The following is a 22,810-nucleotide window of genomic DNA, read 5'->3' as shown; positions in this document are numbered from 1 at the left end:
GTTATGGGGAAAATAAAACATGCTATTTTTTACTATTCTGTGCTTGTTTTCCCACGATTTTAATCGTGGGTTTCCTTTTATACAAGAATTTTTATCGTTGCGTAACGTCAGTTTATAAAATAATTGATATTTAAGGAAAAGAGATATGCTTTTTCCTTTTTTTCATTAAAGCAAAACATCATTTGCTTATATTCCGTTAAGGATTTATTATACTGTCAATAAAAAATTTCATCAAAAAATTATCAATCACAAAAATATTATGAGTCAAGCTAAAGTTCAAGCCGAAGGAATCGTTCAAAAACATGTTTTATGGTCTATGGGAATGGGCGCAATTCCAATTCCTTTTTTAGATACGATTGCTGTTTCTGCTATGCAGTACGAAATGTTAAAGCAAATTTCTAATTTATATGGTTTTGAAATGAGCGAAAATATGGGAAAATCCCTTATTTCAATGCTTGCAGGTGGTACGCTTGTCAGAATGGGTGCATCAGCAGTCAAAACGATTCCTATTATTGGTTCTTTTTTAGGGGGTGGCGCAATGGTCGTTTTATCAGGAGCTTCTACTTATGCCATTGGAAGTGTATTTGTTCAGCATTTTGAATCTGGAGGAGATTTATTTGATATTGATACCGAAAAATTCAAAAATTTCTACAAAGAAAAATTCGAACAAGGAAAAGAATATGCTGCTGAAATGAAAGACAAAGCAAAAAATTCTATGAATAATGAAGAGAAGAAAGTAAACACAGATTTAGGTAAAAAAGGTAAGCCAGCCATGGAAACTGACCCAAATGCACCCAAAGACGGAAAATATGAACATCAGTTTCAAAACAAAGCAGGAGAAACGAAAGCTCCTAAAAATGAATCTACAAAAGAATCGAAAGAACAAAAGGAAGATGAAGAAGAAAAAGCTTTAAAAGAAGCCAAAATTGCAGAACTCAATGACCTAAAAGCGAAAGGAATCTTGACAGACGAAGAATATGAACGCATGAAAAAGAAAATTATGTCTTAAATTATATAAAACAAAATGTTCTGTTTTTCTATTATAGAATAACTAACATCAAATCATTTAAGAAACAGAATGCGAACTTGATGACTATCAAAAAAGTTATCAAGTTCTATTTTTTAGCATTTTTACATTATGTTTTCTTCCATCAAGTCAAAACTCATATTTTCTATTATTTTATTGGCTCTTACTAGTTTATCTATCTTGATAGGCATTTTTTGGTATGACAGGCAGATAAATAGCTTAACAGATTTGAGTATGAGCTTAAATAATGCTCAATTAAAACTCCAAAAAATAGATAAATTACAAAGAGATTTCTTTAGTTATGAATCTATTAATCCTCGTTTTTATGATTCTGGTGGAAAAAGTAAGTTCTTGACAGATAATAATTTCCTAATAAAAGAATTTGAAGAAAATATAAAAAAAGTCCAAAACACAGAACTAATTAGTAAAGAAAAAGAGATAGATTCAGAACTAGAAGCACTTCTTATCCAAACAAAAAAATATCAAAATACATTTGATTCGGCTTCTAAGCTCATTTATAAAAAAGGATTTGAAGATTTTGGTATAACAGGAAAAATGAGAACACTAATTCATTATATAGAAAATGCTCAAAATCCTACTCTTCCATTAGATAAAATATTGATGATAAGAAGACATGAAAAAGACTTCATTATCAGAAAAAACACAAAGTATATTACTACACATGCTCAAGCTGTTGAGCTACTAAAAAACACAATACAACAACAAGTCTATAATAAAGACAAAAGAGAGCTTTATATAAAATGGTTAGACCAGTATGCTTATCATTTTGGAGAAATGGCAGAGCTAGAACTAATTATAGGCTATACCAATATTACAGGATTAAAAGGCAAACTCAATCAAATATCCGAACAACTTAACACCAAATTAGATACTACTAGAGAACAATTAAATAAAAAAAGTGAACAAGAAAGTGATAGAATGAGAGTTATTTTAGGCTCTATATTACTGGCTGCTCTATTAGTAAATGCACTTTTGGCTGGGTTAGTTATTCAAAAAATGGGTAGACCTATTCGCCGATTATCTAGACTGATTAATACGTTAGTAAATAATAATTTTGAAGGCGAAAGTAAAAGTGTAGTTCTTAGAGGTAACGATGAACTAAGCCAACTTTCAAAAGATGTTCAATTTCTTATCAATTCGTTGAAGCAATATATGCTAGACATTCAGGAAAAAGCTGATGATTTACTTTCGAAAAACACAGAATTAGAACAGCAACAAGAAAAAATAATTTCTCAAAGAGACCTTTTAGAACAAACCAATAAATCTGTTCTAGAAAAAAATAATGCCCTTGAATTTCAAAAAAAGGAAATTGATAATCATAAAAAAACATTACAAAATCAACTACAAGAAATTCATTCTATCAACAAGTTAATTGGAAAAAAACAGAGCAAAATTATTGATAGTATAACCTATGCAAAGCGCATTCAAGAAGCCATGTTGCCTGATGTACGAAGTATCGAACGAAATTTTTCAGATGCTTTTGTATTTTTCAAACCTAGAGATGTTGTTTCAGGAGATTTATATTTCTTGCATACCACAAAAGAACAAACCATACTTGCAGCTATCGATTGTACAGGTCATGGTGTCCCTGGTGCTTTGATGAGTATGATTGCTTTTAATTTACTTTCAGCTATCATTACAAATAATACTATTGAAGATCCTGCTCAGTTATTAGATTTGCTTCATAAAGGAACTGTCAAAACGCTCAAACAAAAGAAAACTAATAATAGAGATGGAATGGATGCCACAATTTGTATTCATCACAAGGACAAAAAAGAAGTTTGGTTTGCAGGAGCTAAAAACAAACTTTTATATGTACAGAAAAGCATGTTTCACATCATAAAAGGCGACAATTTGCCTATTGGTGGATTAATGATAGATAGAGAACGAAACTATACTACTCACAAAATAAAAGTAGATACTCCCACACAGTTTTATATGTTTTCTGATGGCTATCAAGACCAGTTTGGAGGAGAACAAAACTTAAAATTTGGCAGCAGAAATCTATATGATTTACTCTACAAAACTAATCATTTGCCTTCTGCAATACAGCATAAACATGTGGAAGAAACATTTGAAAAATGGAAAGGCAACTACAATCAAATAGATGATATTTTAGTAATGGGATTCAAAATAGAATAAGTTTTTTTATGCCCAAACCTTCGTTCCTTCGGTACAGTTTTTACAAATTTCAATTTCTTTTCTTGATTGTAATAATGAATTTCTAAAGGCTGCATAGGTTTCATTTTGCCAAATTTCATTAAAAGAATATTTCTCTAAGTCGCCCAGATGATGGGTTGCATCTTTATCAAAACAACAAGGAACTACTTTTCCGTCCCATGTAATGACACAAGAATGCCACATTTTCCAACAGCTATTTTCTAGCTTATTCTTTAGAGTTACTTTACCTTCTTCCTTTTTATAACGGCTATATGTTGAATTTTCTGGAATAAAATCAGCTTGATTTTCATAGTCATAAATCTGTGCTGTCTTTATTGCCACTTTATCGATTCCTAATTCTTTTCCTATTGCTTTTATTTGTTCGATTTCGTGTTCGTTGTGTTTGAAGACAATAAATTGAAGCATAATAAAAGGCGTTTTGCTTTTGTGTTTTTTCTTAAAAGCAACTACATTTTCAATTCCCTTCCAAACTTTATCGATATTTCCTCCAATTCTATATTTTTGATAGGTTTCTTGATTTGCGCCATCTAAAGAAATAATAAGCCTAGAAAGACCTGAAAGAACCGTTTTTTCTGCTACGTCTTCTGTCAGATAATGAGCATTTGTCGAAGTAGCTGTGTAGATATTTTTTTCGTTGGCTAGTTTTACCCAATCCAAAAAGTGTTTATTGATATACGGTTCTCCTTGAAAATAAAAAATAAGATAGGTCAGATAAGGCGAAACTTCATTTAATAATTTTTCAAAAATAGCATTTGTAGCATTTCCAGTAGGACGAGAAAATTGTCTAAGTCCAGACGGACAATGAGGACATTTCAGATTACAAGTTGTTGTAGGCTCAAAGGCGATACTTATCGGAAATCCTTTTTGATAGTTTTTCTTTGTGATTTTGGAAAGGTAATAACTAAACAATAGCAAAACACCATTCCAAAAACGTCTGAAAGTAAGCGTTTTGAGGTAAATTATTCCGTCTATAAATTGACTTTTATTCATTACTAATTGATTTTATCTGTGTTTGCCTAAATCATACAAATATCAATCTTAATTGATTAAAATAAAAAATCCTTTTCTTGAAAGAAGAATTTTCAAAAAAAGGATTTATCAAAGATGATATTTTAATTTATTCTACAATCAAAGAACGAACCGAAGCTTCAGTTTTGATAATATCTTTTATTTCATTCCACTTAAAGGAAAAAGACGGTGCAGGACTGCTATAAGGTCTTATTTCCCCACGGTCATAAGAAAATTCAATACCAGTTTCTGTAATTGTAAAACTTTCAGTTGGCTCAATTGCATCTACAAAAAAATCATACTCTTCTAAAGAAGATGCATTATTATTCTTTGCTATTTCTAAAGCCCTATCTAACATTTTTTGTTTGAGTAAAACAAGTCCTTTTTCATCAAAAATATCAGACAAAGTAATTTGCTTACTATTTTTCAAATCCAAAATCACGAAAGAAGCCATAGAATAAGAATGCGCTCCACCTCCATATTCATCAAGGTAAAAACCAATGGTAGTAAAATCATCATCATTAAAAATTACTTGGACTGATAAATCTCTGTCCCACTCTGCTGACATTCCTATTACCTCTTCTGAATTTGCATCTACATAGCCTTCCAAATATTCTCTTTTCTTTTTGGCTAAGGCTTGTTTTGCATCTCCACTATAATTCTGTTTTTTCTGTAAAATAGCTTGAATTTCTTCCAAATTAGTCTGACTAGGCACTTCTGTAACTACCAAAATCTCTTCTTTGAACAGAGCTGAAGGCGAATCCTCTTCTCCTGCTGCAAGTTCGATTGTTCCACTATCTGCAAAGATTTCAAAAGCTATTTTTTTGATACTATTATCTGTTTCGATATTCTGATTTGTTTGTGTTGTAACAGAATCAACATTATTTTCCTCTGCTTTAGCATTTGTGTTTCCACCACAAGAAGCAAAGAGAAAAACAGCAAGACATGAGAAAACAAGCAAAGAATTATTTTTTTTCATAATTATAGGAGTAAGTAAGTGTAAAGAAATTTTAATCCCTCCAAAATACTCAAAAATAATTCGTTTTATTGCTTCTTAAGTAATAAATTTACAGGAGAATCTGATTTAATAAGCTCTTTTAATTCTTCCCAAGTAAACAAAAAAGCAGGCATTCCTGCTGCATACGGTGCAATTTCATAAGGTTGATAAACAAAAGTTATTCCTTTGGCTGTCAATGAAAAATTATCTGTAACTTCTATTTTCTCTACTAAATAACCAGCATCTTGTAATGAAACAGGATTTTCAAAGCCTGTATATGCGTAGGCTTTTTTTATCATTCTTTTTTCTAAAATGGCAAGATTTTTTTTGTCAAAAATATCACTCAACTTTAATTCTTTACCACTTTTTGTATCGATAACAAGATAGGTTTCTCCAAACATTCCATGCGCTCCTCCTAAATATTGATAATTAGAAAATGCAATAGTAGCAAAATAATTATCATTAAAAACGACTTCTACATCACTTTGATTGATCCAATTTGCTGCATATAAGTAGTCTTCATTTTGGTCTTTATTTACTTCCAAATACTCTTTAAAGAATGATTTTTTATTATTTTCAATTATTTGTTTAGCTGTTTGGGAAGATGATTCATTCTGTACTGATTGATGTTTTATTAGAAGTTCTTTGATTTTGGCTAAACTACTTCCTTGTGGGACTTGTTTTACTTCTACAATTATATCTGAAAAAGTAGCTTGAGGTGTATCTTTTCTATTTTTGAATAACTTTACACTGTCTTTTATAGCAACAAAATCAAACGCAATACTTTTTGAATAATCTTCTACTAAAGAAATAGGTAGTGTTTTGGTTTTGTCTTGATTTTTCCAATTTCCAACAAAAGTATTTTGATTTATCTTTCCTGTTATAAATTCTGTTTTTTTCCCTTCACTATCCATTGTAAATAATTCTAGTTCACCTTTATCATTAACTTTGCCTTCCAAATTTATTGGTAAATTGTATTTTGTGTAATAATAGCTTCCTGAATAAGAATCTCCATTTTGGATTAAATCCATTATGATAGATAAATTTCCATTTATTGTGCCTTTAAAATGACAATAATCTGTATTTGTAGAGGTTTGTGGTTTTTGAGCAAAGAGTAGGGAAGAATAAAATACAAATAAAACAATAAATAAAAAATGAATAAACGAGATAATTAATTTTTCTTTTTTCATAAAAAGTAAAATAATAGGGTTTGAATTAGTATATGAAATGTTTGTGTAGCAGTTTATTATAATACTTAAATTTTATTTGGAAAATATTTAAAGATTTTATTAAAATTTTAGACTTAGACATGATTAATATTACTCTTATACTCTCACAAAAAAAAGTTATTTAAAACACGTAAGACAAAAATATAAGTATTTTTATATTAAACTATCTTATTATTATAATTTTATTAAAAAATCCATTGTATCTACACCATCAGCATAATCTGACACTTTAGGATGTTGTGCTTGACCAAAATCAATACTGTTTTCAAACCAAGCATTTGCAGAAGCCACTACCTGTATTTGCTCTTCTTTTTCTCTTATGGTTTGATTTACTTCTTCTATTTCTTGATAAACTTCGTAATACAAAACTCCAGTAGGCGAAGAAATAGAAGTATCTTTTGTAAGCAGAATATTGAAGGCATCAAAGTGATGAATCTGTTCCATTAAATAAATAGCCTTGTAATAATCATAATTATTAGCATATTTATTGTGATTTTTCATAGAATTCCATTGTAAATAAACAGTATCTAATAGCTTTCCAAAATCATACCCTTCTGGCACATATAACTTTGATACATTGCGACAGCCTAAACCAAAATATTGAAAGATATCTATTGATAAACGTTCTAACTCTTCCCCAGTTTCATCTCCTTTTATAATAGCAACCGATGAACGATTTTTACGGATAATACTTGGATATTTTCCAAAATAATACTCAAAGTAACGTGCAGTATTATTACTTCCTGTTGCAATGTAGGCATCAGCACCTTTTAGATTTGGACGAAGAGAAATATAGTCTTTAAATTTTGGTTCTACTTCGAAAGCCCATTCTATTAAACTTTCTATCAGAATTGTATCTTTTTGACTTGGCTTTATCCATATTTTATGTCCACTCAAAAGTACAGACAGAATATCATGAAAACCTACAAAAGGAATGTTGCCTGCTGGTATTAATCCTATATTTTTTGCAGGAAAATCTACTCCTATTTTATTTAATTTATCGGTATCATAGTCTTTGAGCCAACCCTCTAAACTTTCTTTTGTAAGCATGCTGCGAATAGAAGCTAATGCAAACTCTGTATTTTCAGGTGTAAACCAATTATTATGAATATAGGCTTGATGAAAAATAGGTTGTTTTTCTTCTTTTGAAAGAGAGTCTATAAAATTACCAAGTGCGATTAAAGCAGCTTTACGATGAGAAAGTGTCATTACTAATACAGAAAAATAATTTGTATAAATTTGAAATAGTTTACAAAGATATAAAAATTATATAGCATATATTTGAGTATAAACCTTCTTTAGCTAATTTTATATAACACAAAAAATCCTGTCTGATTACTCAAACAGGATTTTTATAAATTCTTATTGTTATATCAATCTGATATAAATGGTTAGATTATAGACCAAAACCTAAACCTACCATAAAAGCAACATCACTAAAACTTGCCTGACGAACTAATGGAGTAACACTAGTAATATCACCTGCTCTACGTACAGATTTTGAGAATCCGTGACGGTAACGAGCATCAACTAATAAAGTAGCAAATTTTACATCAAACTGTAAACCTAAACCTACTATCGCACCAATATCATGAGGTGCAAAGCTGTTTGTTACATCATATGTTTGATCAACATTGTATCCATATACGTTACTTGTTGTACGGCTATATGTATAAGCATTGTAGTTGTAAGAAGGTCCAATGTAAATACGTGGGTGATATACAGAAAGAACAGGAATACGTACGTTCAATAAAGCATTTGCTTGAAAATTGTTTGTACGGTAAGTAGTTGTTTTATCAGTGAAAGTAGTGAAGGCATTTTGAGTCCAGCCTAATTCCAATTCTGCACCTACCCATTTAGTAAAGTTATAACGACCAAATGCATGGATTTGAGGACCGAAGTTTTTTCCAGCTCCCTCTTGTCCTTGCCAATACTCTGTATCAGCACCAATACGAATATCAGCAAGATTAAAACCAGCTTTAAAGCCGACCATAAGTTTAGATTCAGTTTCGCCAGCTCCGTCTTGAGCGAAGGCTGCGCCTGAAGTTAATACAACTGCACATACTGCAGTAGCGATAGCACGGATTGAACGTTTCAAAGAGAATTCAATGTTAAAGGGTACTTTCATAATTTAAAAGGTTGTTGTTGTAAGATAACGGATTTTGTTCGAAAAAAATAAATTTTCTCCAAAATAGAAAACTTTGCTGCAAAGGAAAGCATTTTTTTTGATTTTTCGCAAATTTTATTCACTTATTTTGAATGAATAAAGCTATTGAATTCTATTTTGTCTCTATTTCTATACAAATTCAACTTATCTAACCATGTTTGATTATTGGCTGACAAGTCAAATAGAGCAAGAAATACAGTAGATTAATAGGTTAATTTACATAAAAAAATAAAGTAATAAAAATTTGTTCTGAATAAAAAATAATTGCTGTTTTTACACTTTGTTTTTACTCTTAAAAAGATTTTTCAAGAAAATTTCATCAAAACACGAAATAGTTCGTTTTTATATCAGAATGATTTTCCCAAAACATTTTATTTCTTTTTGGAATTTTTATTAAAAATTGATCAAAAATAAATTTGAACCCAAAAATACTAAAAATTATAGACAAAAATTATTTTTTCGATAAAAAAGTGAGATAAAATTGATCTGTTTTAAAATTAGTATATCTATATCATTAAGAATTAAATCAAAAAACCATCTTTTTTTCAGAAAAGATTAATTAATTTCTATACGTATATAATGTCTTTCTAGTTACTTTGTTCAATAATTTTTCATAATTGGAGAAGGTGGAAAATAAAATTGATTTTTCTGAATTATTACTATTTTCAATCAACCTTTGTATATTTGCAATCTATTTTTGAGATAATTCATATAATGAAATTGTTCTTCATCTATTTTTAGTGTTTTTAACAAGAGTCTATCAAACTCTTTCATTTATCCTTTTATATATTTCTTGTGAAAAAAAACGACTCCTCAGATTACGATTTATTTATTAAAGCAGGTCAGACAGAAGGGAATTATTGGAAAGATCTTTGGCGATACAGAGAGCTTTTTTATATCCTAACTTGGAGAGATTTAAAGGTTCGTTATAAACAAACTGTTTTGGGTGTTGCTTGGAGTGTGATTCGTCCACTTCTTACTATGATAATATTTACAATTGTTTTTAGTGGTGTGGCTGGTCTTCCTTCTGAGGGAAATGCTCCTTATGCAGTTATGGTTTATGTAGGTCTTTTACCTTGGCAATTTTTTGCTAATGCACTTTCAGAAAGTAGTAATAGTTTGGTTAGTAGTGCTAATCTAATTTCTAAAGTTTATTTTCCTCGCTTGATTATTCCAACAGCCTCCATTATTACAGCTTGTGTAGATTTTCTGATTTCATTTGTTCTTCTACTCATTCTGATGGCTGTTTATCAGTATGTTCCAAGTTGGAAAATCATTTTTCTACCTTTATTTTTACTTGTTGCATTTTTGGCTGCTTTTGGTGTAGGACTTTTACTGACAGCTATGAATGTAAAATACAGAGATTTTAGGTATATTATTCCTTTTATTATTCAGTTTGGAGTTTATGTTTCTCCTGTTGGATTTAGTAGCAATATTGTTTATGAGAAGCTAGGCAAAAAAATGATAGAAATGGATCTGGCTTGGCTAACTGATTATCTGGTTACTCTTTATGCTCTTAATCCAATGGTAGGAGTTATTGATGGTTTTCGTTGGTCTATTATTGGTAATGCTCAGATGAACTGGAGTATGTTTAGTGTTTCTATTCTTATGTGTTTACTTATTTTGACTTATGCAATTTATTATTTCCGAAAAACAGAAAAAACATTTGCAGATGTAATTTAAATTAAAGTCAGATTTTGTACATCAGAATTAATCTACACATACATTTTTATCTTACAAAAATAGGCGTAGAATCAAACGAATCAAAGAATTTATGTTCTTAAAATCAAAATTAAAATGAGTCAAAGTGTTATTCGTGTAGAAGATTTAGGAAAAAAATATATCATAGGAAATGACCAACAAGCAAATTATCAGTCTTTACGTGATGTAATTACAGATAAGGTAAAATCTGTTTTTTCTAAACAAAAACAAAAAGATGATTTTGCAGAATTTTGGGCATTAAAAGATGTTAGTTTTGATATACAACAAGGAGATAGAGTAGGAATTATTGGTCGTAATGGGGCTGGGAAATCTACTCTTTTGAAAGTATTGAGCCGTATTACAGAACCAACAACAGGTAGTATTTCTATCAAAGGACGTATAGCCAGTCTTTTGGAAGTAGGAACAGGTTTTCATCCAGAACTCTCTGGTAGAGAAAATATTTTTCTTAATGGGGCTATTTTAGGAATGGGCAGAAAAGAAATTAAATCTAAATTTGATGAAATTGTTGATTTTTCTGAAATAGAAAAGTTTTTAGATACTCCTGTAAAACGCTATTCATCAGGCATGTATGTACGTTTGGCTTTTGCTGTAGCTGCACACTTAGAACCCGAAATTTTGATTGTAGATGAAGTATTGGCAGTAGGAGATAGTAAATTTCAGAAAAAATGTTTGGGCAAAATGGGAGAGGTTTCTAGTCAAGGCAGAACTATTTTATTTGTTAGTCATAACACAACATTTGTTAGAAGTCTTTGTAATAAAGGAATTTGGTTAGATAAAGGACAAATTAAACAGACAGGCTCAACAAGTGAAGTAATCAATAACTATTTATCTTCTATGCACGATCAAGTTTTTGATGAAAATAGTGAAATCCATAATAGTCTGAACAGAAGAGGAAATGGAAATGCTCGTTTTAGTAAAATTGTAATTACTGATACAAACAACATCGAATCACCTAATTTTTTGAGTGGACAGGATATTAAATTTAACTTTGAAGTCAAAATTAATGAACCTTTATCTTTGCTTTTTGCATCTTTTATTTTCAAGTCTCCTACTGGAGAAATTATAACCAATACAAGAAAACAAGATGTTTCTGTCTTTCTTCGTCCAAATGAAAAAGACTATACCATTTCGTTTTCTATTGTACTAGAAAATACACCTTTTCGTGCAGGAGAATACGATATGTATTTTTGGCTAGGAGAAACTCCTGAAAAGTTTTTTGATGTGGTAGATGCTATTTTACCTCCCCTTCAAATTTCTACTAATAAAGATGAAGATGAGTTGGCTTATAATCCAGCAGCTCCATACGGCTTTTTTGACATCAACGCACATGTTATCGCAGCAAACTAATTTAATCTCATTTTAATTTTCTTACAATGAATTATAACTTTTCTCACCTTGACCAACTTGAAGCAGAAGCAATTTATATAATGCGTGAAACAGTTGCTCAATTTGAAAATATAGCATTGCTTTTTTCAGGAGGAAAAGATTCAATTACACTTCTTCATTTAGCTCGTAAAGCATTTTATCCTGCCCAAATTCCATTTCCATTATTGCACATCGATACAGGACATAATTTTACAGAAGCGATTGATTTTAGAGATTATTTAGTCAAGAAAACAAATACTAAACTCATTGTGCGCTATGTTCAAGATTCTATTAATCAAGGAAAAGCAAAAGAAGAAACAGGTTATAATGCAAGTAGAAATAAATTACAGAGTATTACGCTTTTAGATGCCATTGAAGAATTAAAACTTGATGCCTGTTTTGGAGGGGGAAGAAGAGATGAAGAAAAAGCAAGAGCAAAGGAGCGTTTTTTTTCCCATAGAGATAGTTTTGGAGAGTGGAATCCAAAGAATCAACGTCCAGAGTTATGGAATTTATTTAATGGAAAAAAACAATACGATGAGAACTTTAGAATATTTTCTCTTTCCAATTGGACAGAATTAGATGTTTGGCAATATATAGAACGAGAAAATTTAGAACTTCCTTCACTTTATTTTACTCATCAAAGAGAGTGTTTTGTCAGAGATGGTGTAATTATGGGAGTTACAGATTTTATGGAACTTCGCCCAGAGGAAGAAAAGAAAATGATGAAAGTACGTTTTCGCACATTAGGTGATGCTACTTGTACAGGAGCAATAGAATCTCCTGCTTCTACTATTTCTGAAATAGTGACTGAAGTTGCAGCCATGCGTCTGACTGAACGAGCAGGAAGAGCAGATGATTTGCGTTCGGAAGCAGCTATGGAAGATCGTAAAAAAGAAGGGTATTTCTAAGTCAAAAAAATAAAAAACCGTCTTATTGAAAAACATCAATAAAACGGCTTTGATTTCTTATGTAAAAATTCCAACTGAGTGTGTTAATCTAAAGAAGCCCAAACTTCTTTTGTTATCTTGATTCCTTTTTCTTCTGCTTTTTCAAAATAATATTTTGCTTCTGATTTTTGCTTTTTGGCAAGATAAACTTCTCCTAAGAGTTTATAAGCTTCTGCATCTTCTGGATAAATTGCTGTATAATCATTCAAATACAAAATTGCTTCTGATAAATTTGCTGTTGCAATCAAATTATCTTTATGCATAATGGCTAAATATTTCAAAACTTGAGGTTGTTTTTTAGAAGATACTTTTTGGAAATGAGTATATGCAACTTTATTATTTTTAGTATTCCACGCTTTTACACCTTCTGCAAAATGATTAATTACTACAACTTCATTTTGAATTGAGTGATTTGTAGTAGCTGTAAGCCTAATATTTTCAGTACTCTCTTGAAGTTGCTGATTTTCTAGCCATAATAAAGCTATTTTATTATTCTGTCTTGCAGCTTGATTATAATAACTAGTTGCTATATCAGTATTTTTTTCTATAATTTGTCCTTCTTCATACGTTTTTGCTAAAAGAAGTTGAGCCTCTACCAAATTATTTTTTGCAGCTTTTTCTAACCAATACTTTGCTTTTATCCAATTTGGCTTTGCTGTTGTTTTTGTATCCAAATACATCTTTCCTAATTCATATTGTGCTTTTTCATCATTATTCATGGCCAAATAAAAACGATAGGTAGGCAAGTCTGAAGACAACCAACGTTTTGCATCTATGCGTTCTAGAGCTTCCGAAGCACGAGGATACTTTCCTCCCCAAGCTTGCAAATAACAATGAGCAGCCTGTGCCATATTTTGTTCAACACCATTTCCTTTTTCATACAGATTTCCCAAGCGAAAAGCTGCTTGTGCATTTCCTTGTTCTAAAGCACGTTGGTACAAATCGGCAGCTTTCAAGAAGTCTGTTTTTGTGCCTATACCAAGCTCATAAAACTGAGCCAGTGCAACCTGTGCTGAATCATAGCCTAGAGCAGCAGATTTTTCATATAATTGAAATGCTTTTTCGTAATGTGCTGTTGTAGAAGCACTTTTTTCCTGTTGCTTTCCTTGTTTGTAGGCAAGGGTAGCATCATTCTCTTGTATGTTTTGAGCAAAAGAAGAAAGTGTAATAAGAATGGTTGTAAGTAAGGTTGTTAGCATGGTTAAAATAAATGATTTATTTTTTCTATTAAATATATTTCTCTGTTTTTTACACTTCTTGCAATTCATCAAAATCTATTTTTAATTAAAAATCAAATTACTATATATTTATTTTTGATTATAAACAATAAGATTTATATTAGTTAATTTATATAGATAATAGCCAAATTTTATGCCTTTATTAGTTTTAAATACGTAGAGTTACGTATAGAGTTTGTTTTTTACGATTAAAATCTAATTTATCTCGGTCAGTAATACTTTAATTTAGATAAAATTTTATCTGTTTTAATTATCAAATTTATCTTATAATTAGCTCTAACAAATTATATACCTTAGGAACAATTACGACCTATTAAAGCAGCGAAGCTAATTAAAAATTACAAATTTAGTCCACTGATTATCAAATATTTGAGTGTTTCGTAATAGTAGTTTATTTACTTTTAATAAACTGATAATCAACAATTTAAAATTTGCAATTATTTCATAATTCTTATAAAATAATTATTACAAATATATATTGATAAATAACATTATCCCTTAGGATTATTCCTAATTTTTAAGATTAAGGATTTTTACTACAGCATTATTTGCTAAAAAAACTAGAATATAAAACAAATATAAAACTATATTATGAGACTGTAAGTAATACTATTTAATTTTTTATAAAAAAAAAGCTACCTTTGCACTCTTTTTGCGCTGTGGAGTTTGCACACCTTCGCCGTATTCTATTTCATTTTATCATTCTAAATTACGAAATCAAAATGCGTACTATATCTTCATCAAAACCATCAAATTCAATTTTGAAATCAAAAAAACAGATTAAACCAAACTTTGAATCATTATCTACTTCCCAAAAGCCATCTATAGCTCCTTTTGATTCTATTCTTCCAGTAATGGAAGCATTTTATACCCTTCAAGGCGAAGGTGTTTTTATGGGACATGCAGCTTATTTTATTCGTTTGGGAGGCTGTGATGTAGGTTGTTTTTGGTGTGATGTAAAAGAATCTTGGGACAAAGAAGCACACCCACAACAATCTATTACTCAAATTGTAAAAGAAGCTAGTTCTTTTCCTGCTCGTTTAGTAGTTATTACAGGAGGAGAGCCATTGATGCACAATTTAGATGAACTGACAGCAGCATTAAAACAAGAAGGTTTTAGAGTTCATATTGAAACTTCGGGAGCGCATCCACTTTCAGGAACTCTAGATTGGATTACTCTTTCTCCAAAAAGATTCAAAAAACCGTTAGAGGACATTTATCAGAAAGCACATGAGCTAAAAATGGTGGTGTATGCACTCAGTGATTTGGAATGGGCACAAGAAGAAGCCGAAAAAGTTTCTGATACTTGTAAGTTACTTATTCAACCAGAATGGAGTAAGAGTAGTAAAAACTTACCTATTTTGATAGAATTTGTAAAAAACAATCCTAGGTGGCAAGTATCACTACAAACACATAAGTTTATGGATATTCCTTAACTGCATTATAAACTTACCAATCTATACTTGTAGAAAAACAAAATCAACATTATTTTTAAAAAAGTAGGGAACACAAAACATAATTATCCGTTCTATTAAAAAAACAGAATTATTTTTTTGTCAGTTTATAATGAACTTTAATAGTTTACTACAAATCTAAATCTCTACTTATGCCGAACTCTTCCTATCTAATTGGTTTACTCTTTTCTATCCTATTTTTCTTTACTTCTACATTTGTAAAGGCTCAACTTCTTTGGGAAATAAGTGGAAACAATCTCAAACAAAAATCTTATCTTTTTGGAACTGTGCATGTAGGTGACGAAAGAGTAATTGATTATGCTTCTAATGTTTATCCTTATATGGATAATTCTCTGACAGTAGCTGGCGAGCTAGATTTGAATTTTATGACTTCTATTTTGGCGATTGGTTATATTATGTCACCATCAGATTCGACACTTTCCAAACTACTCACAAAAGAAGAATATCAAGAAATAAAGCCTTATCTAGCAGAAAATATAGGACAATTAGCTCCCTTTTTAGATATGGTTCGTCCTATTTTTATTATGGCAATGTTGCAAGAAAAAGAACAAGAAAAACTTACCCAATCAGCACATACCACTAAAGAAAATGCCACAATAGAGAAATTTCCAGCTTTAGATATGTACCTACAAAACCGAGCAAGGAAAAATGAACAAAAAGTAATTGGATTAGAAACTGTAAAGGAACAAATGACTGCTCTGAACTCTACACCAATCAATAAACAAGCAAGAGAATTATATAATTATATTGTAGAAAAAAATAAAGCAAAGCAGAATATTAATGTTCAAGATTCTCTAAATATAGAAATTGATGTCGCTGTTATAGAAGAAAATGACACCACTTTAGTCGAATTAAAAAACTCTCCTAACCCAATGGAAACCTTAATTTCACTTTATTTGAGTGAAAACATAGAGCTTTTGCACAACCAAATTTCAGGTGAGTTTGAAAAGGAATCTTATCAATCGCTTATTATTAGAAGAAATATTGTGATGGTAAAACGAATGGAAGAACAAATGAAAAAAGAACTAACTAAAGAAGATAAAAAGAGTAAGAAAAATATTATTTTTGCAGCCGTTGGTGCTGGTCATTTGGGAGGTGAAGAAGGAATGGTAAATCTATTGAAAGAAGCTGGATATACACTAACACCAATATTTTTCAATAAAAAGGAAAAAATTAAAAAATAATTATCAATTCAAATTTTATAGTAAAAGCAAAGTAGTCTTTCTAAAGATAGTTTGTTTTAAGTCACTTTCGCCTAATTTTTCTGTGAAAATAATTAGATTTTCTAGGTTGTTTTCTATGATTTCGACTTGTGTCAAAAAATCTGTTGAAACTTCTACAAGTTCATTATTTTTTCCACTAAACATCATTCTTACTCCACTTGTTCGGATATAAAAAGAGTTGAAAATCATAGAAAAATGGGTAAAACTAGTTCCGTGTCTATCAAAATCTCTATCTGTTAGAGATATTTTGACATGTATATTTTTGTTTTTCCATCTTTGAGTAATGTCTAGTATAGATTCTGTCCATGCAATAAGTTGTTGTTGTCGTGTCATTTTTCAAATTGTTTTATCAAAACAACTAAAAAACCTTGCCTTTTAAAGAATATTCTTAAAAAAGCAAGGTTTGTTTATATATGTTATTGTTTTAGACTCAAAAATCTATGTCAATTTTTCTGTTTTCTCCTTTATCATTATCTTCACTAAAAGGAGCAAAAATATGAAGTTCTCCGTTGGTATAACGAGCCTCAATTCCATTTGAATCTACATGAGGCAGAATTGGAAAGGCTTGCATAAAACGAGGTACACCTTCAAATTCACTAATTTTGACTAGAGACATAATAATTAAATGTCCTTGACGAATTTCTATTTTATATGAATTTGGCTTTACAGAAGCTGCTGTCAAACGAAGTAAATATCCATTTTCTTCTTCTGAAAGAAACATCTTTGTAGCAACAGTTCCTCCACTAGCTATATTTTCTGCTTGTGATTGTAAAGCAAGTTTTTTGGTTAAGGTTTTATCTATGGTCATCATAATTGTATATATTTTTAGTATCTGGTAATAGTTCAGACTAGCTTATTATCTAAATGTTGGTTGATTACTATAATATAATCAAAACTCAAACCAACTTTAATTTTCTCTTTATCGGCTAAAATAAGTAAATAATAAACATTTTTTAAAACAAAAAATAATTTAAAAAGAGAGTAAAATAAAATACATATTTTTAAAAAAATGACAAAAAGTCAGTTTAAAAAATAACGTGAATCTAAACTGACTTTTTAACAGAAAATAGTTTTATATATTTATTTTTGAATTACTGAACCACTATTTTACGAACAGCAACAGGCTTCTGATTATACAAAAGCGTAACAAAATAAGTTCCTTTTGCCCATTTTGAAGTAGGAATAGTCTTCTCAATTGAGTTATTTTGAGTCATTTTTCTACCTAAAACGTCAGTTATATTTACTTTATAGTCTTTTAGATTTTGATTTTCTAGTTGATATATAAAACGCAAATTATTTGAAATAGGATTTGATGCAATTTTGAAATAATTATTTTCTCCTAAATTATCTTCTATTCCTAAAGGTTCATTGATATTTGCTATACGCAATTTGTATTGCTTAGAAGTAAAATCATCATTTAATTTTCCTAATCGGTAAACAATCAAATACATTTTATCATTCTGATTTACATCTTGTACTTCAATTTTAGCATCTTCTCCTACACTAGGATAATCTTTAACCACTTTTACTTCTCCATTTGCTTTCAAAGCCACAAACTGTACTCCTATTTCACTTCCTGTTCCTTCAGTAGTTGTTATTTCAACCTTAAAATCTCTTTGCTGTGTGGTAAGTTCTATATAATCGGCTGAAAATCTCATCAATCGTCTATTTCCTTGTTGCTTACTATCCCATACTTTACTTTGTCCTGAATAATCTAGTTGTCCTTCCACTCTTACTCTTTCAGAATCCGTATTTTCTCTCAAATAATTGATATAGTCAGCAGCTCTCTTATACGTAAAAGGTTGAGAAACAGAACTGGCAGACAGAACAATATTTGCTATGAAATAATCTTCACAAGCAGTATTAAGAGTTGTTCCTTTTGTAATAAGAGCTGCATTAAGAGCTTCTAACTCTGACTGAGAACGCAAATTTTCCCAAAATGTTCTGATTACTTCTTTCCCATAATTTTCTCCTATATATTGGAAATATATCCACGAGCCATACCAGTTTATTCGCAAATCAAAATAGTCTGGGTCATTTGCATCTTTTTCATTATAGTTTACAGCTACATCAGGTGCATCAAAAACGCCATCTAGATATTGAAAATTATCGTCTATACGAGGATAAATTTCTTCTTCCATCCAAGAAGCTGAGCCTTCAAAAGCAAAATAGGAAGGCGAATCACTACTGTTATAACCATACTGAATAGCATGAAAAAACTCATGTGCTGCCGTTACTTTAAGTGCATCATTCTGCAAACCAAAACCATCATAATTATTACGCACTTCCATCCAACTTGTAGCAGCTTCTGTTTCTACTACAGAGGAATTTGGATTATCTCCCACTTTTTGCTCATAGTTTACTGCACCATAATACCCTTGTTGTAGATTCTGAATATAAATATCATAAAAACCATTTCCACCTCCTTCATCACCATCACTTGGAGGAGCTATATAACCTAGTTCTTCTATTTCTTTTTTATAAACACTCTCAAATTCAGAAGCCATAAACTCTACATAATCTGGAATATCATTATTGTTATTATCTGTAGAAGAGACGGCATTGCTTCCTGTTTTGTCATAATGAAAACGAAAATGACGTGAATCTACTGAAAAATCAAGATCTGGACGTATAGCATGTGTTCTTAAAACTTTCTGAAGACGCTCTGTGAGTTTGTGCTTATTTTGTTTACCCTCCAAAAGAACCATAGACAAGCAAGAACGATGAGATTTATCACCTCTATTGGTATGAGAATGATTAGGGGAAAGAGCTTGATTTAGTCGTGCTTCCCATTTTTTGGAGAACTCTATATCTTCTGCTAAATTATTGTTTTGAGAAAATAAAGAGTTTGAAATGCTATATAATCCGATAAAACCCAAAACGAATATCCAAATAGGGAGTTGTGAGGTTTTAAAAGTAGAGTAAAAATTCATTTTGTGGATAGTTTTATTAGAGTAATGAAATAGTAAATAATGCACAAAGTACATACGAATACTCTAAGATATAAAATTTACTATTGTTTTACATAAAAAATTATATAAAATAAAAAAGCCTATGAAAATGTAAGTTTCATAGGCTCTTAAAATTTGTTTTTTTTATTCTCCAAAGAAATAACTAGCTGAAAGTGTAATTACACGATTCTGAATTTTATTGTCTTTTCTATAATCATTGTTTCCTTCTGCTTTAGGAAGCCAGTTTCCTAACCCATACGAATATCCTACATTAAATAAAAGATTATTTACCTTGTAGCCAACTCCAATATTAAGACCATAATCAAGTCCACTATAGGGATTTTCATTGTCTTTAAAGTCATCATCTTGAGTAATTTCTCGGTAATAAGGTTTATAAGTAATTTTATCAGTTATAGTTTGTTCTGAAACAAGCCCACCAAAATTAATTTTTTGAGTAGTTTCTGATTTACCGTTTCCTCCTATTCCAAAAGCTGCATAAGGACCTGCATATATTTGAAAATTATTAATTTTATATGCTAAATTAATAGGAATTTCTAAATAATAAAAACTACCATGACCTTTCAGTGTAGACTCAGAAAAATCATCTTTTGCAGATTCATTTACTCTAAACCCTTTGACACTAAATAATAAACTAGGTTGTAAACTCAAAACCTCATTTATATCATAGTTAGCTGTAGCACCCACATGATAACGAAATAACATTTTTGTATCTAATTCATCATCCTCATTTTCAGAGATAAAACCAATATTGTTAATATTTAAGCCTGCCTTAACTCCAAATTGAATTTGGGCAGTTGCTTGAAAAGTTACTAAAAAAGAAAGAATAGCAAATACAGAAATTTTAATTAAATTCATAATAGTTGAATTGTTGTGTAAATTGTAAACAGTATTAGTTAAGGGGTGTATATTTATAAAGTACTGGACATTGGATAAAATGCTTTTTTTTCTGCTCTGTCGGACACCTCAAAGGTATCAAGACAGTTAAATATACGAATTGTCTGACACTTTAAAAGTGTCCTGACAGAATTCATGTCCAGTACTCTAGTATATTTATGGTTATGTAATCTTAAAATTAAAACTTTATGCTAATAAAGCTCCTGCAATTGTTGCTGTCATCATACAGGCAAGTGTTGCAGCTAACAAGGCTTTCAATCCCAAACGAGATAAATTTGCTTGTTGATTAGGTGCCATTGCTCCAATTCCTCCAATCTGAATAGCGATTGAACTAAAATTAGAAAAACCACAGAGCGCAAATGTAGCAATTGTAATTGATTTAGCTGAAATAAGTCCTTTTTCTTGAAGGTCTGCGAGACTTACATAGGCGACAAATTCGTTAATAACCGTTTTTTGTCCTAAAAGACTTCCTACTTGAAGTGTATCAGCCCATTCTACACCAATAACAAAGGCTGCCAAACGAAATACTTGTCCTAAAATATATTCCATAGAAAGCTTATTAAAAACTCCATCTGTGCTTTCTGCAATGATAGCATTTAATGTAGTATAATCTCCAACTACTTCAAGCATATAATTCAAGAGAGCAATAACAGCAATAAAAGCCAAAAGCATTGCACCAATATTGAGAGCTAGTTTTAGTCCATCACCTGCACCAATCGCCAAAGCGTCAATAACATTTGCACCTAGAGTTTCTTTATTTACTTTTAATTCTGAATCAATGAGTTCTGGCTTTGTTTCTGGAATTAGCATTTTGGCAAATACAATTCCTGCTGGTGCATTCATAATCGATGCACTAAGTAATTGCGCTGCTACTTCGGCTTGTTTGGCTAAATCTGCACCACCAAGAAAAGCAACATAACTTCCCAAAACACTTCCTGCAATGGTTGCCATTCCTCCAGTCATCAAACACATAAGCTCAGAGGTTGTCATTTTGGCAATGAAAGGACGAACTAGTAAAGGAGCTTCTGTTTGCCCTAAAAAAATATTTCCTGCTGCTGAAAGACTTTCTGCACCTGAAAGCCCCATTGTTTTTGCCATCAGCCAAGCAATTCCATAAGATACTTTTTGAAGAATTCCTAAATAATACAATCCTGTGGTTACAGCAGAGAAGAAAATAACAGTAGGCAAAACTTGGAAGGCGAATATAAAACCACTTTTGGGAACATCAGCCAAATCACTAAATAAAAATTTAGCTCCGTCGTTGGCAAAACTCAAAAATTTCACAAATCCTTCACTTACACTTCGGAATACTTGTGCTACTTGAGGAACTTGAGTAATCAATATTCCAAAAATTACTTGTAAAAGAATACCAATTCCAACTAATTTCCAATTTATAGCTTTTCGATTACTAGAAAACGCATAAGCCACGCTTAGCAAAACCAACATTCCTAACAATCCTCTCAAATAATCCATAATTCAATTAAAGTTTTATAATAGGAGTTGTTGATGAAAACACCAACAACGGCAAAGCAAATTCTTAAATCCATTTTCTCAAATATACTGAGAAAACAATTAAACAGCGAAAGTAGAGTAAATTATTCAGATTTAGAAATTTGATATTGAATTTGATTGATTTTTTATGTCCTAAATATGTATTTGCTTTTACCGAAGAGAATATTATTTTGCTAGTTTTTCAATTGCTTCTTCTATCGAACTTACGAAATTAACTTGTTTTCCTTTGTTACTTTCATAAATAAAATCTTTCAGACTTTTGCTTTGCTGTATCAATTCAGAAAAATCGCCAATAATCAGCAAAGACATTCTGTAATTAGCAAATTTTTGAAGAATTTCTCCAGCCATTTTATTTTTTAAATCGAAGAAAGCAGGAGTAATATTTTTTTGATATAAAATTATTTTGTCAAATCCTTGATAATATAAATTGCCTAACAAATCCAAGCTATCTTCTTCATTTTTGATAAGAATAGCATCTGAAATAAGCTCGGCTATTTGTGTAGTGTTTATTTTGTGTGTTTTAATTTCCATTTCTTTTGTTCTATTTTTTAGATATTCAGATGTTTGTCCATTCCAACCACATTTAATGCAATTGCCATTCTCAAATTTGTGAAGACAATTCGGATATTGATATAGTTGATAGGCACAGTCTGGGCATAAACATGCCATTTTAGAACTATCTTTATAGTATTCTGATTCACATTCAACACAAATATTTTTTTCTTGGTTCATTGTTTTCTTCTTTAAGAACTTATATATCTTTTAGACAAAAAAACTCGCAAAGCACAATACTTTACGAGTTTCAAAATTAAACTAAAATCAAAAATCT

19 protein-coding genes are annotated in these 22,810 nt (G+C 30.5%); 7 read left to right on the top strand and 12 right to left on the bottom strand.

Translation table 11 applies throughout. The features are described from left to right. The first annotated feature begins 259 nt into the window (after nt 1-259). Entirely contained in the window at nt 260-1,009 is a 750-nt protein-coding gene (locus V9L04_RS11670) for a DUF697 domain-containing protein (RefSeq protein ID WP_338789983.1), read from the top strand. Between the two features lie 129 nt (nt 1,010-1,138). Next, nucleotides 1,139-3,190 (top strand): SpoIIE family protein phosphatase, encoded by a 2,052-nt coding sequence (locus V9L04_RS11665; protein WP_338789982.1) that lies wholly within the window; start codon nt 1,139-1,141, stop codon nt 3,188-3,190. A 6-nt stretch (nt 3,191-3,196) separates the two neighbouring features. Here V9L04_RS11665 and V9L04_RS11660 read toward each other — a convergent pair whose 3' ends face one another. The 5 genes from V9L04_RS11660 to V9L04_RS11640 form a co-directional block, all read right to left on the bottom strand. Next, nucleotides 3,197-4,219: a radical SAM/SPASM domain-containing protein gene (locus V9L04_RS11660; protein WP_338789981.1), complete on the bottom strand. Its 1,023-nt coding sequence runs from the start codon at nt 4,217-4,219 to the stop codon at nt 3,197-3,199. 127 nt (nt 4,220-4,346) lie between these two features. Continuing rightward, complete coding sequence (locus V9L04_RS11655) at nt 4,347-5,216, bottom strand: RsiV family protein (RefSeq protein ID WP_338789980.1); 870 nt, start codon at nt 5,214-5,216, stop codon at nt 4,347-4,349. A gap of 65 nt (nt 5,217-5,281) precedes the next feature. After that, a complete protein-coding gene (locus tag V9L04_RS11650) occupies nt 5,282-6,424 on the bottom strand; it encodes a DUF3298 domain-containing protein (RefSeq protein WP_338789979.1) in 1,143 nt (380 codons plus the stop codon). 213 nt (nt 6,425-6,637) lie between these two features. Further along, nucleotides 6,638-7,672, bottom strand: a complete 1,035-nt coding sequence (locus V9L04_RS11645) for an acyl-CoA reductase (RefSeq protein WP_338789978.1) — start codon at nt 7,670-7,672, stop codon at nt 6,638-6,640. 187 nt (nt 7,673-7,859) lie between these two features. After that, nucleotides 7,860-8,561 carry a porin family protein gene (locus V9L04_RS11640; protein WP_338789977.1) on the bottom strand — a complete coding sequence of 234 codons (702 nt, stop codon included), beginning with the start codon at nt 8,559-8,561 and terminating at the stop codon, nt 7,860-7,862. Between the two features lie 864 nt (nt 8,562-9,425). Between V9L04_RS11640 and V9L04_RS11635 the strand changes: the two genes are divergently transcribed. The 3 genes from V9L04_RS11635 to cysD all read left to right on the top strand — a co-directional run bounded on the left by V9L04_RS11635 (nt 9,426) and on the right by cysD (nt 12,628). Continuing rightward, entirely contained in the window at nt 9,426-10,313 is an 888-nt protein-coding gene (locus V9L04_RS11635) for an ABC transporter permease (protein ID WP_338789976.1), read from the top strand. 114 nt (nt 10,314-10,427) lie between these two features. Further along, nucleotides 10,428-11,699, top strand: coding sequence for an ABC transporter ATP-binding protein (locus V9L04_RS11630; RefSeq protein WP_338789975.1), 1,272 nt, complete (start codon nt 10,428-10,430; stop codon nt 11,697-11,699). A gap of 26 nt (nt 11,700-11,725) precedes the next feature. Next, the gene (gene cysD, locus V9L04_RS11625) at nt 11,726-12,628 is read left to right on the top strand and encodes a sulfate adenylyltransferase subunit CysD (RefSeq protein WP_338789974.1); all 903 of its coding nucleotides are present in this window, start codon (nt 11,726-11,728) and stop codon (nt 12,626-12,628) included. Nucleotides 12,629-12,711: 83 nt separating this feature from the next. Here the strand turns inward: cysD and V9L04_RS11620 are convergent, their stop codons facing one another. Next, nucleotides 12,712-13,866: a hypothetical protein gene (locus tag V9L04_RS11620; RefSeq protein WP_338789973.1), complete on the bottom strand. Its 1,155-nt coding sequence runs from the start codon at nt 13,864-13,866 to the stop codon at nt 12,712-12,714. An 893-nt stretch (nt 13,867-14,759) separates the two neighbouring features. Here V9L04_RS11620 and V9L04_RS11615 point away from each other — a divergent pair. Together V9L04_RS11615 and V9L04_RS11610 are read left to right on the top strand one after the other, a co-directional pair. Further along, entirely contained in the window at nt 14,760-15,341 is a 582-nt protein-coding gene (locus tag V9L04_RS11615) for a 7-carboxy-7-deazaguanine synthase QueE (RefSeq protein WP_338794197.1), read from the top strand. A 170-nt stretch (nt 15,342-15,511) separates the two neighbouring features. Next, nucleotides 15,512-16,564, top strand: coding sequence for a TraB/GumN family protein (locus V9L04_RS11610; RefSeq protein ID WP_338789972.1), 1,053 nt, complete (start codon nt 15,512-15,514; stop codon nt 16,562-16,564). Between the two features lie 15 nt (nt 16,565-16,579). Here V9L04_RS11610 and V9L04_RS11605 read toward each other — a convergent pair whose 3' ends face one another. From V9L04_RS11605 to V9L04_RS11580, 6 genes are all read right to left on the bottom strand, one after another. After that, on the bottom strand, nt 16,580-16,936 hold the full coding sequence (locus V9L04_RS11605) for a hypothetical protein (RefSeq protein WP_338789971.1): 357 nt from the start codon (nt 16,934-16,936) through the stop codon (nt 16,580-16,582). 97 nt (nt 16,937-17,033) lie between these two features. Further along, the gene (locus V9L04_RS11600) at nt 17,034-17,414 is read right to left on the bottom strand and encodes an Hsp20/alpha crystallin family protein (RefSeq protein ID WP_338789970.1); all 381 of its coding nucleotides are present in this window, start codon (nt 17,412-17,414) and stop codon (nt 17,034-17,036) included. 280 nt (nt 17,415-17,694) lie between these two features. Next, nucleotides 17,695-19,536, bottom strand: coding sequence for an MXAN_6640 family putative metalloprotease (locus tag V9L04_RS11595; RefSeq protein WP_338789969.1), 1,842 nt, complete (start codon nt 19,534-19,536; stop codon nt 17,695-17,697). 162 nt (nt 19,537-19,698) lie between these two features. After that, the gene (locus tag V9L04_RS11590; protein ID WP_338789968.1) at nt 19,699-20,430 is read right to left on the bottom strand and encodes a porin family protein; all 732 of its coding nucleotides are present in this window, start codon (nt 20,428-20,430) and stop codon (nt 19,699-19,701) included. A 225-nt stretch (nt 20,431-20,655) separates the two neighbouring features. Then, the gene (locus tag V9L04_RS11585) at nt 20,656-21,942 is read right to left on the bottom strand and encodes a nucleoside transporter C-terminal domain-containing protein (protein ID WP_338789967.1); all 1,287 of its coding nucleotides are present in this window, start codon (nt 21,940-21,942) and stop codon (nt 20,656-20,658) included. 204 nt (nt 21,943-22,146) lie between these two features. After that, nucleotides 22,147-22,713: a DUF4180 domain-containing protein gene (locus V9L04_RS11580; RefSeq protein WP_338789966.1), complete on the bottom strand. Its 567-nt coding sequence runs from the start codon at nt 22,711-22,713 to the stop codon at nt 22,147-22,149. Nucleotides 22,714-22,810 lie beyond the last annotated feature (97 nt).

Origin of the sequence: Bernardetia sp. MNP-M8, assembly GCF_037126285.1 — a bacterium.
Lineage (GTDB): Bacteria > Bacteroidota > Bacteroidia > Cytophagales > Bernardetiaceae > Bernardetia.
Note: the sequence above shows the minus strand (reverse complement) of the source record. Positions and strands in the feature narration are given on the sequence as shown.